Source organism: Sporosarcina aquimarina (assembly GCF_033253705.1).
Taxonomy (GTDB): domain Bacteria; phylum Bacillota; class Bacilli; order Bacillales_A; family Planococcaceae; genus Sporosarcina; species Sporosarcina aquimarina.
Map to the genome: position 1 here is coordinate 428865 of NZ_JAUBDH010000001.1, position 13365 is coordinate 442229.

Genomic DNA, 13365 nt, shown 5'->3' on the forward strand with positions numbered 1-13365 from the left:
GCTTTTTTTAATAGAAAAAGGAAAAGTTACATTATAGAAATATGATATACTGATTGAATTCCAATATATTAGAATATTGCAGAGGAGGGTTCTGATGGAGATTTTTGATTTACATTCTGATTTATTTACGGACATTGCGTTTCGAAGAGCGCGCGGGGAAACGAACGTTTTTGATAGGATTCACTATCCTGCGCTGAAGAAAGGCGGAGTGACTTCAATTATTTGTGTGTTCTGGACGGAACCTGTTTTCAAAGATCGTCCGCTTGAACGGTTCAATGAGTTACTGAGTTACGTAACTGCCGATTTAGCAGAATCACAACATGCAGTCGTTCAGCCATTGAACGGCAAAGAGCTAGAGAAAACTTCTGATGATACGATTCGTGTGTATCTCGGACTGGAAGGACTCTCTTTCTTAGAGCAATGGACGGCTCAACCTGATGGAGAATCACTGGATACAGCCTTCGACTTTCTTAAAGAGAAAGACATCCAACACGTCATTATGGCGTGGAATGAACAAAATGCGTTCGCGAGCGGAACGGGTGCATCTACATATGAAAATGCACGAGGCGTCACGGCTCTTGGGAACGACTTGCTGAAGAAGTCAGAAGAGTCAGGATTCATTACTGACTTATCTCACTTGGATGAAACTAGTTTCTGGGATGTGGTCAAGCAAACGAGCAGGCCGGTTATCGCTTCACACAGCAATGCTCGTGCCATTTGCGACCATGAACGCAATCTGACAGATGAACAGCTGCGTGCGATTTCCGAGCGCGGCGGGTTGATTGGCTTGAATTCGTATGGAGAATTTGTGGATGAACACGAGCCAAATGTCGATCGGTTCATCGATCATCTGGAACACATTGTCTCTGTTGCTGGTATTGAACATGTCGGGTTCGGCTTCGATTTTCTCGATTATTTAAGTGATCATCCGCTTGGCGGCGGGATGGATATTTTGACACAAGGTCTGGAAGACGTGACGAAGATACCTGCGCTGCTTGAACGGATGAGAGAAAGAGGCTTTTCACAAATGGATATTGAATTGATTAGTCATAAAAACGCAGTACGTTTCATAATGAATCTAATAAACGAAAGAAGGCGAACTTCATGACGAATACATTGATCCAACCGGATGACACCCTTACCCTGTGGGGAATCATTGTCGTACTGGCTTCTGTCAGTATCTATTTGGAACAGCGTTTCAGCTGGGCTTCCAAAATCTCTGGAGCAATTATCGCGTTAGTGGGCGCTATCATTTTATCGAACACTGGAATTATCCCGACTGAGTCAGGCGTATATGACGCGGTGTGGAGTGTCATTATTCCACTCGCAATCCCGCTGCTTTTATTCCATGTAAACATTAAGAAAATATGGACGGAAAGTGGGAAACTGCTGGCACTGTTCCTGCTAAGTTCAATTGGAACCGTTGCGGGTACAATCACTAGTTTCTTCCTTTTAAAAGATCACATTCCATACTTGGACCGGATTGGCGGGATGATCAGTGCGTCCTATGTAGGCGGAGGCGTGAACTTTGCGGCGATGGCAGCGAAGTTTGAAGCGCCTGGGGACCTCGTATCTGCCACAGTTGTCGCGGATAACTTGATGATGGCTGTGTATTTTGTCATCTTGATGCTCATTCCGACGATCGGTTTCTTCCGGAAACGCTTCACGACGCCTCATATCGACCAAGTTGAAAAAGGGGTCACGAAAGAAGAAGGTCAAACGTTAGCGGAAAGTTTTTGGAAGAGAAAAGACATCTCATTGAAAGACATCGCGATGGCAATCGGAACCGCGTTTCTTCTTGTCATCGTTTCGTTCAAACTCGCGGATTTTATCGGCAGCCTGATTCCTTCAGGGGACGATGTGTCAGGAATCGTGAACTTGGCACATGCCATTTTCGGCGATCAATACCTCGTGCTGACAACTGTCACGTTTGTCGTATTGGCATTGTTCCCATCCTATTTTGAAAAGATCAACGGAAGCCAGGAGTTTGGGACATTCTTGATTTATCTATTCTTTGTCGTCATCGGAATCCCGGCATCCATTCCATTGATTGTCCAAAACGCACCGCTATTGCTCGTTTTCGTCTTCATCATCGTTATGGTCAACATGATCGTATCGCTACTTGCGGGAAAACTATTGAAAGCGAATTTGGAAGATACGTTGCTTGCGAGTAACGCCAACATCGGCGGACCGACGACTGCCGCCGCGCTTGCGATCGCAAAAGGGTGGAAAGACTTGATCGGCCCGATATTGGTTGTCGGAACGCTCGGGTATATTGTCGGAAACTATATCGGGACGGTTCTCGGATTATGGTTTGCTTCGATGATGTAAGTGAAACTTCCACATCTTTTCTGCGTAGAAGAGAGAAGGATAGCTACGCAGAAAGGGAGTATGCGATATGACAAATTTGCCCCCGAGGGTTGAGACTCAACCAACAAAACTGGATCGCTTGAGCGATGTTGTGGGAATTGGTGTGTTTATAGCTTCGGTTGTATACATAATTCTGAAATGGTCCAGTCTGCCGGATGAGGTGCCGATCCATTTCAATGCAGCGGGTGAGGCAGATGGCTATGGATCGCCATATGTCATGCTGTTGCTGACTGCGATTGGAGCCGGTCTTTGGGCGCTTCTTCAGTTTTTAGAACGACACCCGGAATGGCACAATTATCCGAGGCGGTTGAACGAAACAAATGCGAAAGAGTTTTATCAAAGCAGCAGAACCTTGCTGAATCGGATAAAAAACTTATCCCTCATTCTATTTGCGTTTCTGAATTGGGAAACAATACGAGTGGCGCTGGGAGATACGAATTCCCTCAGTAAGTTTGGAATGTATGGGGTATTTATTTTGATATTCGGAGTGCTAATCGTTGGTGTAGTCCGGCAACAGCGCATTAAATAGAAAGAAGCACGCGCCTTTTACAGGTGCGTGCTTCTTTCAGTTTTGTTTACCGTTCACAAGCAATGCCGTCTTTGTCACGGTCAAGAGTAGTATGTGTTTTGTAGATTGTTGGATTGACCGTAGGGGCATACTTCGTTTTTCCGCCTTTGTTGCGGACCTTAGAATTCATCGCAACGCCGCCTTTGTAAGTCTGGTTCAGCATTTTACAGTTTTTGAACTTGGCGGGAGCAGCATCTGCAGGTTGCGCAGGAATTGCAGCTACACCTAAAGCGAGTACAGTGGCAGAAAGAATTGCGGTGAACTTTTTCATAGGACTTTCTCCATTCATTGGTTATTTTAACAATAGTATACACTAGGGATTGAATGATGTCTCAATAATTTTAAATAATAGGGACTTGTGATGAAGAACGAGCGCCGAGTGATCGAGAACCACGCGCGAATGTCGGATAAAGCCCATAATGTTAATTGAGAAATAAGCTCCAGTCTCCGTCAATCCCCGAGCGTCTCCCCACCCTAAAATCCACCAAATTCACATTGTCAAAATGGTCATACTTCTGCATAATGAAAAGAAAGTATAGGGGGAGATATCATGTTGGGTAAAATTAGGGGTCAGCTCGGCAGTTTTTCAAAAACGGAACTGCGCATTGCGGAGTACGTATTGAATCATGCGGAACTGATTCCCACGATGACAACGAAAGAACTGGCGGAAAAAGCTGATGTAAGTGAGGCATCTGTAGTGCGTTTCACAAAGTCAGTGGGCGTTGCCAGCTTTAAAACGTTCAAGATTTTATTGGCACAGGAGCTCGTAACGACTGAAGAATACATCACCGACTTTTCAATTACGCAGAAAAAGGATTCACCATATGAGCTGTTCCAAAAAGTGGTGCAAGTCAACAGAGGTGCAATCGACTTATTACTTTCTTCTATTGAAAAGAAAGAACTTGAAAAAGCGGTCAAAGCATTTCAAACGGCAAAGCGTATTATGTTTTACGGAGTAGGCGGATCTGCCATACCCGCAATGGATGCGCAATTTAAATTCGCGAAACTTGGTTACCAAGTCGAGTATCATGCAGACTTTCACTATATGCTGTCAGCTATACCGTTTTTGAACGAAAACGATATTTTTGTCGCAATTAGTATGTCGGGCACGACGAGAGATGTAGTGGAGCTGGCTAAGTTTGCCAAAAAGCAAGGCGCTGTTCTGATTTGCATTACTAACATTAACAAATCTCCGCTTTACAAAGAAGCCGATATTTTACTAGCCACACCTAATGTTGAAAAAGACTTCCGAGTGGGAAGTATTACTTCGCGCATGACGCAGCTGACTGTAATTGACAGCTTATATATTAGTCTCGTCAATCAGATGGGAGAATCGATTATCGATCGTTATGAGAATGCCCACCGACAAGCTAATGAATTAAGAAGATAACAAATTATTAATAAAATGAAATTTAGTTTCATATAATGCTAATAATCTATTGACTTATAATTTCTTAAAGGCGTACAATAGAGCCATCATATCCCATAAAGGAGTGGCCGTATGCTTGAAAAGCTAGGAACTGAAAGAAGAAACGAAGAAACAATGATGCTGGATACGATGAGCATCACTGCAGTTCTTGAAGCGATGAACAAAGAAGATGCTTCAGTCACTGAAATGATCCACACGCAAATCCCAAAGATTGAAGAAACGGTTAACGCTGTCATAGATTCATTCAATAAAGGCGGGCGCTTGATCTACATCGGGGCTGGAACGAGCGGTCGTCTTGGAATTTTGGACGCGGTCGAATGTGTGCCGACGTTTGGTGTATCGCCTGACATGGTTGTCGGTTTAATAGCCGGTGGTTTGAAAGCGTTTACGAAGGCGGTTGAAGGAGCTGAAGATGATCCTGAGCTTGGCGTTCAGGATTTAAAAGACATTCAGCTCGGTGAAAACGATACAGTCATCGGCATTGCAGCAAGCGGCAGAACACCTTATGTCATTGGTGGGCTAGACTATGCGCGTACAATAGCTGCACACACTATCAGTATTAGTTGTAATGAAGGCGCGAAGATGAGCAGTCATGCAGAAATCGCCATTGAATTGCCGACAGGTCCGGAAGTATTGACGGGATCGACGCGGTTAAAAGCGGGAAGTGCGCAAAAAATGGTACTCAATATGATTTCGACCGCTGCGATGATCGGAGTGGGAAAAGCGTATGAAAACCTGATGATCGACGTGCAAGCGACGAATGAAAAACTGCAAGAACGTTCAAAACGTATCATTATGGAAGCAACAGGAGTCGACCTACATACAGCTGCGGAAGTTTATGAGTCTTCAGGCAAACATGTGAAGACGGCGACAGTGATGATCCTGCTCGACTGTACAAAAGAGCAAGCACAAGAACGCATTGAAGCAACTGGGGGATTTGTTCGGAAAGCGATTCAGAAGGCGTAAGAAATTTTGTATTTGTTCATTAAAAGGGAGGGAACAGCATGAGAAAAGAGCAGCAAATGGCGACAGACATACTGGAGCACGTAGGCGGTAAAGGCAATATCCGTAAAATCGCCCACTGTATGACACGGCTTCGTTTGTCATTGAAAGATGGCGGCAAAGCGAATATTGAAGCATTGAAAAAGATTGACGGGGTCATGGGGGTAGTCGTCGACGAGACGCTGCAAATCGTCATTGGACCAGGAACAGTCAATCGGGTGGCGGATGAAATGAGCCAGATTACCGGATTTGGAATTGGGGAAGAGTCCGAGCCCGAATACGATAGTCTAACATTTGAAGAGCGCGCAGCAGTCGATAATGAGCGAAGGAAAGAGCGCAACCGGACGCCGTTCAAGAACTTCTTACGGCGAATCGGTAACATCTTCATCCCGCTGATCCCTGGACTTGTTGCATCAGGAATTATTAACGGAGCTGCAAACTTTGCGAAAAACGCAGGTGTCGATCCGACTCAGACATGGATGCAAATCTTACTTCTTCTTGGAACAAGTATCTTTACGTACCTTGCTGTAGTCGTTGGTTGGAATACAGCGAAGGAATTTGGCGGAACACCAGTCCTCGGTGCAATCGCAGGTATGTTTTTATTCAACCCATTCCTCGCTGAAATCACCATTTACGGTGAACAGCTGATTGTTGGACGCGGCGGATTATTCGGCGTCATCTTTGCGGCCTTCCTTATGACGTTCGTTGAGAAAAACGTGCGCAAAGTCATGCCGGCATCGATCGATATCATTTTCACTCCGCTGATTACGGTTTTATCAGTAGGATTCTTCTCACTCTATGCGATCATGCCAGTTGCTGGATTGTTGGCAGACGGCATTACAAAAGGCTTAACTGCAGTACTTGACGTCGGTGGCGTCGTTGCAGGTGCTGTCCTTGCAGGATTCTTCCTTCCGCTCGTTATGGTAGGACTGCATCACGGACTCACACCAATCCATTTGGAATTGATCAACACATATGGCAACACGGCTCTGCTTACGATTCTCGCGATGGCGGGGGCTGGGCAAGTCGGAGCGGCAATGGCGATCTTCGTGAAAACGAAAAACCGCCGTCTCCGCAACATCATCAAAGGTGCGTTGCCGGTTGGATTCCTCGGAATCGGGGAACCGTTGCTATACGGGGTTACGCTGCCACTCGGCCGGCCATTCATCACCGCATGTATGGGTGCAGCACTAGGCGGTGCGTTCCAAGCAATCATGCACACAGGCGCAACAGGTGTCGGTGTATCCGGAATTTCACTCATTCCACTGATTGCAGATGGCAAGTATTTGTACTACTTCCTAGGATTAGTCATCGCGTACGCAGGCGGATTCCTATTTACGTATCTGTTTGGATTTAAAGAAGAAATGGCTCAAGATATTTAACGACAATCGCATTCATTCCCATTCGGTATAATGGGGATGAATGCCTTATTTTATATACAAGTAAAAAAGGGGCGTGAACTAAATGATCGGAATGTCCGTCTATTTAGGAACAGTAGAGTTTAAGGAACACGAGCAGCGCATCCGGGAAATGAACGGAGCGGGATTCAAATCGATTTTCACTTCACTTCATGTACCTGAAAACGATGCATCTGCCTATAAAGAAGAACTCCAGCAACTTGGAAAACTCGCAATGGAGCTCGAAATGGAACTGATGGTCGACGTCAGTCCAAGCGCATTGGAAAGTCTCGGATTCACGTGGGAACAAGCTAGTGGATTGCTCGAATGGGGCATTAGCGGACTGCGTCTCGACTATGGAATTTCTCCTGATACAATCGCGGAATTGTCCCAAGTGATGCGCATCGCACTAAACGCGAGTACCGTGACACACGAAGAACTCGTGGCGATGAAATCAGCCGGGCTCCGACTGGAATCAGCAGAAGCATGGCACAATTTTTATCCACGGCCGGAAACAGCGCTCGGACTAGAACAGTTCAAGGCGCGAAACAACTGGCTTCAGGCAGAAGGACTGCGCGTCATGGCGTTTGCACCTGGAGATGGAACGTTACGCGGACCCTTATTTGAAACCCTACCAACACTGGAAAAACATCGGGGACAGGCTCCAATGGCGGCCTGCCTGGAACTTATGAAAGACGCCCAAGTGGATAAAGTCCTCATCGGCGACCCGGGGGTAAGCCCAGCTTCGTTGCAGCAATTCAAAGCTTACGAAAATAACGTAATCCGTCTGCGCGCAAACCGTGCCCAACAAGCAGACAAGCACGCACTGGAAATATCGGAAACCGTGCAATCGAACCGCCCAGACAGCGCCCGAGATGTCATCCGTTCAACTGAATCCCGTCCCGCTGCCCAGAAATCCGGCCAATCCATAACCGCGCACTACTGCGCCGCCCGCCCAACCGGAACCATCACCATCGACAACGAACGCTACCAGCGCTACCAAGGCGAACTCCAAATCACCAAAACAGACCTGCCCGCAGACGAACGCGTCAACGTCCTCGGACAAGTCATCCCAGAAGACCAACACCTGCTCCCTTATATAAGCGGCAACCAACAATTCCAAATCGTATGGGAGTAACTGGTTGAAGTGGTTTGTTTTTTTGATTTCCCTCTCCTGATAGAGAACAAGTTCTAATGTCCAACAAAATCCGTTGATAGAAGTGCAGGGTGGTGACTCCGGAGGGATAAGCGAAGATCGAAGACCCCGCAGGAGCGAAGCGACGAGGAGGCTGAGATCAAGCCCCTCGGAAAGCATCCACCCGGAACGCCTATCAACACCGTCAATTATCCAATTTCCAAAGTTTCTATTTCCAATTTATCAAAATTGGAAATAAAACAAATTAGGTAAAAGTGTCTTTTATTTTACAATAAATAGAGACTATTATATTGCGACTATGTTACTATAAGAGTTAACAGTAAACTTGCTTTTATCCTCACTAGTAGCTAGTGTGATTGCGGAGGAAATGAGAATGACAAACGAATCGCTAACTTCCTTACGGGACAAGGCCGAGCAGCTCCGGGTGGAAGGCCGCTATGCAGAACTAATTGAACACTGTGATGACTTACTGGAAAAAGCCACGGCTCTGAACGATCATAAATCTGTCCTCACAGCGCACATCCACCATGCTTCTGCCTACTACAGCATCGGTGCGATAGAAGAAGCCTTTTTAAGTGTGGACGCCCATCTGCAATATTGCTCCCGATTTGGCGACGAAGACGAACAATTGAATGGGCTCAACATCCTTGTCATCTTGTATGATTACAACAAAGAATATAAAAAAGCCAAAAGCGCTTTAAAACGCAGCATTGAACTCGGAACCCGTCTCAAAAGCTGGAACATGGTCAGCAATGCCTACAGCAACTACAGCCACATTTGTGCTAGAGAAGAAGACTTCGAAACAGCACTGGAATACAGCCTGATGGGTCTGCAAATGGCGGAACGCTTCCAACCGGCTCGACCGATACTGAATTTTCGCGTGAAATTAAATATCGCAAATGCCTATGTGGGCCTTAACGATACGCTAACGGATGGCCCCATGATTGAAGAAATGCTGCAAGACCCCTTACTGGATCAACACAAACGTGAAAGAGCCCATTGTTATGACCTATATGGCCGATACTTAGTCAAAAAACAAAAATATAAAATGGCATTAGAAGCATTCGACAAAGCTGCCATCCAAGCCAATGAAATCAATGATTTACTCATATTAAAAGATATTCAAGAAAGACGCTGCGAAGTATGCGAACTCATCGATGACCGGCAGCTCGGCTACATCGTCCAAAAGGAATACATCGAGCTGCTGAAAACACTTCAAGAGCGAGAACTGGCGATGACCGCGTTGAAACTTGAAGTGAAACACAATGTGGCTTCCATCGAAAAGAATGCCAAAATCGACTATCTCACCAGGTTATCGAACCGCAGACATTTAGAAGAAGTCGCTGCGCGCTGGCTGGAACGGGCGAACGAAGAGGGGCATTCTGTCACATGCATCGCGCTGGATCTTGATAACTTCAAAACAATCAACGACACGTATGGACATTTAGCAGGAGACGAAGCGCTGCGCGAAATCAGCAATGCGTGCCGCAGCATATTATTCAATTCTCCCTCAATGGAGCTTTTAGCGCGTTATGGCGGGGATGAACTTGTTTTCATCTTGAATGAAACCCCATTAGATGAAGCGATTACCAGAGCGAATCGTCTGTTGGACGCAATCCAGGACATGAAGATCATGCATAATGATGAAGTCATTCCCGTGACAGTGAGCATCGGACTCGCCGACAATGCAAACGGCGCCTACTCCATGTTTTCGGACATCTTCTACCGAGCCGACCAAGCACTCTACGCCTCCAAAGCAAACGGCAAAAACCAATTATGCGTGTACGAGAACTCAATCGTCCACTGAACCAAAAAAACGCCTATCCAAAGTGTCTGGATAGGCGTTTTTGAACTGCAATAAGATAGTGAACGGTGTTGATTTGCGCTGCAGGCGGACGCGTTCCGAGGGGCTCGATTTCAGCCTCCTCGTCGCTTCGCTCCTGCGGGGTCTTCAATCTTCGCTTATCCCTCCGGAGTCGCCGCCTTCCGCTTCAATCAACGGTATTTGTTGTAAATAGAGTCTAACTCTGAACATAAAGAAGGAACTGGCCAATTAAGAATTCTCCAACTCCATCTTCTTCAAATGAATCTTCGAAATCTTACCCGCAGCCGTCATAGGGAACTGTTCCATGAACTCGAGCTCGCGCACCTTCGAATAATGCACAACGCGTTCATTCGTATACGTCATCAGTTCCTCTACACTCAGCGTGCTGCCCGGCTTCACAATCACAAACGCCTTCGGAATCTCGCCAACACCTTCCACCGGCTTCCCAATCACAATCGCATTCTGCACAGCAGGGTGGGAGACGATGACCTCTTCGATCCGGCTCGGATACACGTTGTATCCATTGTAAATCAGCATCTCTTTCTTGCGGTCGACAATCGCGAGATAGCCGTCTTCATCGATAATCCCGATATCTCCCGTATGGAGCCAGCCGCCGCGCAGCGTCGCCGCAGTCTCTTCGGGTTTATTGAAATACCCTTTCATCACTTGAGGACCTTTAAAACAAATCTCACCGCTTTCGCCGGCAGGAAGCGGTTCTTCACTAATCCCATCAAGCGAAACGACTTTGATTTCCGTATTATACGTAGGCAGTCCGACAGTCCCAATCTTGTGGACGCCGCCCGAAACCATAACGCTTCCAGCTACCGATGCCGTCGCTTCCGTCAAACCGTACCCTTCTCCAACACGTGCATTCGGGAACATTTCCTTTAATAGGGATAGCCCTTTTTGGGACAGCGGCGCAGCACCCGAGCTGATGTTGCGAATCGTCGAGAAGTCATAGGAATCGATTCCCGGTAAATTCAATAAAACATTCCACATAGCAGGAGCGCCGTTAATGGATGAAACCTTGTATTGCTCGATTAGTTCCAGGAACTGCGAGGGCACGAAACGGTCAGGCAGCAGCGTCGTCACACCTTGCGCCATCGGAGAAACAATCATGCCAATCCCACCGGTAATATGGAAGAGGGGGGAGGGGCTTAACCGGACTTCTTCACCTAACGGAATCAGGTACTTCTTCTTGTATGCTTCTTTGTCCTGTTCCACTGCAACATACCGGAGTGCGCCGTCTTCATCGACAACAGGAAGTGCGCCCGCTGTCCACGCCGCAATTTGCGTAATATTGCTGACGAGATTCGCATGCGTGATCATGACTCCTTTTGGACTGCCGGTTGTGCCGCCTGTGTATGCAATGTGCACCAGATCTTCCTGGGGATGAATCCCGGGATCGAATTCCTCGTCAGAAGCGGCAGCTTTGAGTGCCGCGAAGCTATGCCAGCCGTCGAAAGCCGTGACATCTACAGGTGCATCATTGGTATAGATCTCCGAATCACCCGTCAGGATGACATGCTGGACACCCGTATCCGCGAGAACTTCTTGAATCGACTTGGACACGGATTCATGCGTGATAACAACTTTTGTTTCAGAGTCATTTAACTGATATGTCAAATCACCTGCAGGTAAATACGGATTCAGCGGGGAATACACCGCTCCGGATAAAATGATGCCATAATACGCTGCAACATACTGCGGGCAAGTAGGCAAGTGGGTGGAGACTGTCATTCCGCGTCCCACACCGAGAGTTCGCAATGCATTCGCAAACTTTTTGGCTTCTGTATAAATCTGGTCGTACGTAATCGGCGTGTCGCGATAGATATAAGCATTTTTTGTGCCATATTGTTTCACGCTGCCTTTTAAAATGGCTCCCGCCGTAACGTTCGGAATGTCGAGTGTTTCTGGCAAATCTTGATCGTAATTTTCTCTTTTTGAAAGTTTAACGTTCATTTGACCACCGCCTTCCTAGAATATGGACCCAATCTTTGCATCGGTAGTTGTAAAAACATCCCGGATGACACAACTCACACCCGGGACAGGACCTTAAAGTTCGATGACACAAGCTTTTTCACGTGAATAGTCTTCGATTGAATCTGTTCCGAATCCACTGCTCTTCACACCGCCAAATGGCAGATCCGTGCCAACCCGTGCATACGTGTTGACCCAGACGTTCCCTGAGTCCAAGGCAGAAATCATACGATGTGCACGACTTAAATCCGTCGTCCAGACGCCAGCAGCCAGTCCGAATTCCGTACCGTTCGCGAGTGCGATTGCTTCTTCTTCTGTATCGAATGGAATCATTACTGCGACAGGGCCAAAAATCTCTTCCTGACATACCCTTAACTCATTCGATTCCGTTTTTAGCAAAGTCGGTTCGATCCAATACCCATCCGCCAAGTCACTGCGATCCGAAATCAGTTCAGCGCCGCCCGAGCGCCCGCCGTACACGAGTTCCGCGCCTTCATCCAACCCGAGCTGGATATAAGACTTAATGGTTTCGAATTGGGATTTGTTAGCGATAGGACCTGTAGTTGTCGACGGGTCCATGGTAGGTCCGAACTTTTTCAAGTCGGGATTTGCGAGATAGTTTTTCACGCCATCTGCGACTTGGTCGATAATCGACCGGTGGACGAGGAGACGTGAACTTCCTACGCAAAGCTGGCCGGAGTTCCCTGTAAAAATACTGTGCGTGCTAATCGCTTCCACCGCTTTTTCAATGTTTGCATCTTCGAAAAGGATATTGGCAGACTTGCCGCCAAGCTCAAGAATCAAAGGTTTCGGTTTCCCCGCAGTCGCTTTTGCGATGGAACTGGCCGTCCCGCCGGATCCCGTCAAACTCACTTTGCTGACAGCTGGATGCTCAACGAGTGTGTCGCCAATCTGAGATCCTGGTCCGCAAATGACATTCAGCACACCCTCAGGGAAAACATCTTTCAGCAGTTTACCAAGGTGGAGAGAAGAGACCGCTGCTTGTTCAGAAGGTTTGATCACTACAGTATTTCCAGCAGCCAGTGCATACGCCGCCTTAATGGCGAACGTGAACAAAGGTGCATTCCACGGTGTAATTCCAACAACAACGCCATATGGCTCACGGAGCGTGTAACCAAGGGTAGTTGGACTCATGGGAACAGTTTGACCACGGTTGGCTTCTGTCGCTTTCGCCGCAGCATCCAGCCAGACTTGCTGAAGGACGGGAATTAATCCATACGTCGTTTCTCGTATGACCCAGCCATTATCCTGAGTTTCCAGTGCAGCGAGTTCACCTCCGTTGGATGCAATAACTTCTGCAGCATCACGTAAACATGCAGCACGTTCTCCGGCAGAAAGTGCTTTCCATGCAGGAAAAGCATGCTGTGCAGCTTCGATAGCAGCCACCGCATCTTCCTTGGAACTTTTCGGAACGCGAGCCCATACCTTTCCAGTAGAGGGATCAATACTATCCGTTAAGGCACCGCCCGTTGCTCCGCGCAATTCTCCACCTACCAAATTGTGATATTCTTTCAAGTCTGTAGATACTGCCATATTCATTCTCCTCCTTGGTTAGATGTTTTATTTCACGAGTAATCTATCAAATGCATTGGAAAGAGCTCTCCAGTCGTTGAATGT

Annotated in this window: 12 protein-coding genes; 8 read left to right on the plus strand and 4 right to left on the minus strand. The window is 47.1% G+C overall.

All coding sequences use genetic code 11. The features are described 5' to 3' along the window. Nucleotides 1–94: 94 nt before the first annotated feature. From QT716_RS02050 to QT716_RS02060, 3 genes are all read left to right on the plus strand, one after another. On the plus strand, nucleotides 95–1108 hold the full coding sequence (locus tag QT716_RS02050; RefSeq protein WP_317934087.1) for a dipeptidase: 1014 nt from the start codon (nucleotides 95–97) through the stop codon (nucleotides 1106–1108). After that, the gene (locus QT716_RS02055; protein WP_317934088.1) at nucleotides 1105–2331 is read left to right on the plus strand and encodes a DUF819 family protein; all 1227 of its coding nucleotides are present in this window, start codon (nucleotides 1105–1107) and stop codon (nucleotides 2329–2331) included. Before QT716_RS02050 ends, QT716_RS02055 begins: the two co-directional genes overlap by 4 nt. 67 nt (nucleotides 2332–2398) lie before the next feature. Then, on the plus strand, nucleotides 2399–2899 hold the full coding sequence (locus tag QT716_RS02060; protein WP_317934090.1) for a DUF1648 domain-containing protein: 501 nt from the start codon (nucleotides 2399–2401) through the stop codon (nucleotides 2897–2899). Between the two features lie 46 nt (nucleotides 2900–2945). On the opposite strand, the gene QT716_RS02065 is transcribed toward QT716_RS02060, so the two are convergent. Then, a complete protein-coding gene (locus tag QT716_RS02065) occupies nucleotides 2946–3209 on the minus strand; it encodes an excalibur calcium-binding domain-containing protein (protein ID WP_317934091.1) in 264 nt (87 codons plus the stop codon). 279 nt (nucleotides 3210–3488) lie between these two features. Here QT716_RS02065 and QT716_RS02070 point away from each other — a divergent pair, with 279 nt between their 5' ends. The 5 genes from QT716_RS02070 (at nucleotide 3489) to QT716_RS02090 (ending at nucleotide 9729) form a co-directional block, all read left to right on the plus strand. Further along, complete coding sequence (locus tag QT716_RS02070) at nucleotides 3489–4328, plus strand: MurR/RpiR family transcriptional regulator (protein WP_317934092.1); 840 nt, start codon at nucleotides 3489–3491, stop codon at nucleotides 4326–4328. Between the two features lie 111 nt (nucleotides 4329–4439). Continuing rightward, complete coding sequence (gene murQ / locus QT716_RS02075; protein WP_317934093.1) at nucleotides 4440–5333, plus strand: N-acetylmuramic acid 6-phosphate etherase; 894 nt, start codon at nucleotides 4440–4442, stop codon at nucleotides 5331–5333. A 38-nt stretch (nucleotides 5334–5371) separates the two neighbouring features. After that, on the plus strand, nucleotides 5372–6751 hold the full coding sequence (locus tag QT716_RS02080; protein ID WP_317934094.1) for a PTS transporter subunit EIIC: 1380 nt from the start codon (nucleotides 5372–5374) through the stop codon (nucleotides 6749–6751). Nucleotides 6752–6833: 82 nt separating this feature from the next. Further along, on the plus strand, nucleotides 6834–7904 hold the full coding sequence (locus QT716_RS02085; protein ID WP_317934095.1) for a DUF871 domain-containing protein: 1071 nt from the start codon (nucleotides 6834–6836) through the stop codon (nucleotides 7902–7904). A 391-nt stretch (nucleotides 7905–8295) separates the two neighbouring features. Then, nucleotides 8296–9729, plus strand: a complete 1434-nt coding sequence (locus QT716_RS02090) for a GGDEF domain-containing protein (protein ID WP_317934096.1) — start codon at nucleotides 8296–8298, stop codon at nucleotides 9727–9729. 13 nt (nucleotides 9730–9742) lie between these two features. Here the strand turns inward: QT716_RS02090 and QT716_RS02095 are convergent, their stop codons facing one another. The 3 genes from QT716_RS02095 to QT716_RS02105 all read right to left on the minus strand — a co-directional run bounded on the left by QT716_RS02095 (nucleotide 9743) and on the right by QT716_RS02105 (nucleotide 13281). Continuing rightward, complete coding sequence (locus QT716_RS02095; protein ID WP_317934097.1) at nucleotides 9743–9877, minus strand: hypothetical protein; 135 nt, start codon at nucleotides 9875–9877, stop codon at nucleotides 9743–9745. A 98-nt stretch (nucleotides 9878–9975) separates the two neighbouring features. Continuing rightward, nucleotides 9976–11709: an AMP-binding protein gene (locus QT716_RS02100; RefSeq protein WP_317934099.1), complete on the minus strand. Its 1734-nt coding sequence runs from the start codon at nucleotides 11707–11709 to the stop codon at nucleotides 9976–9978. Nucleotides 11710–11802: 93 nt separating this feature from the next. Beyond that, a complete protein-coding gene (locus QT716_RS02105; RefSeq protein WP_317934100.1) occupies nucleotides 11803–13281 on the minus strand; it encodes an aldehyde dehydrogenase family protein in 1479 nt (492 codons plus the stop codon). Nucleotides 13282–13365 lie beyond the last annotated feature (84 nt).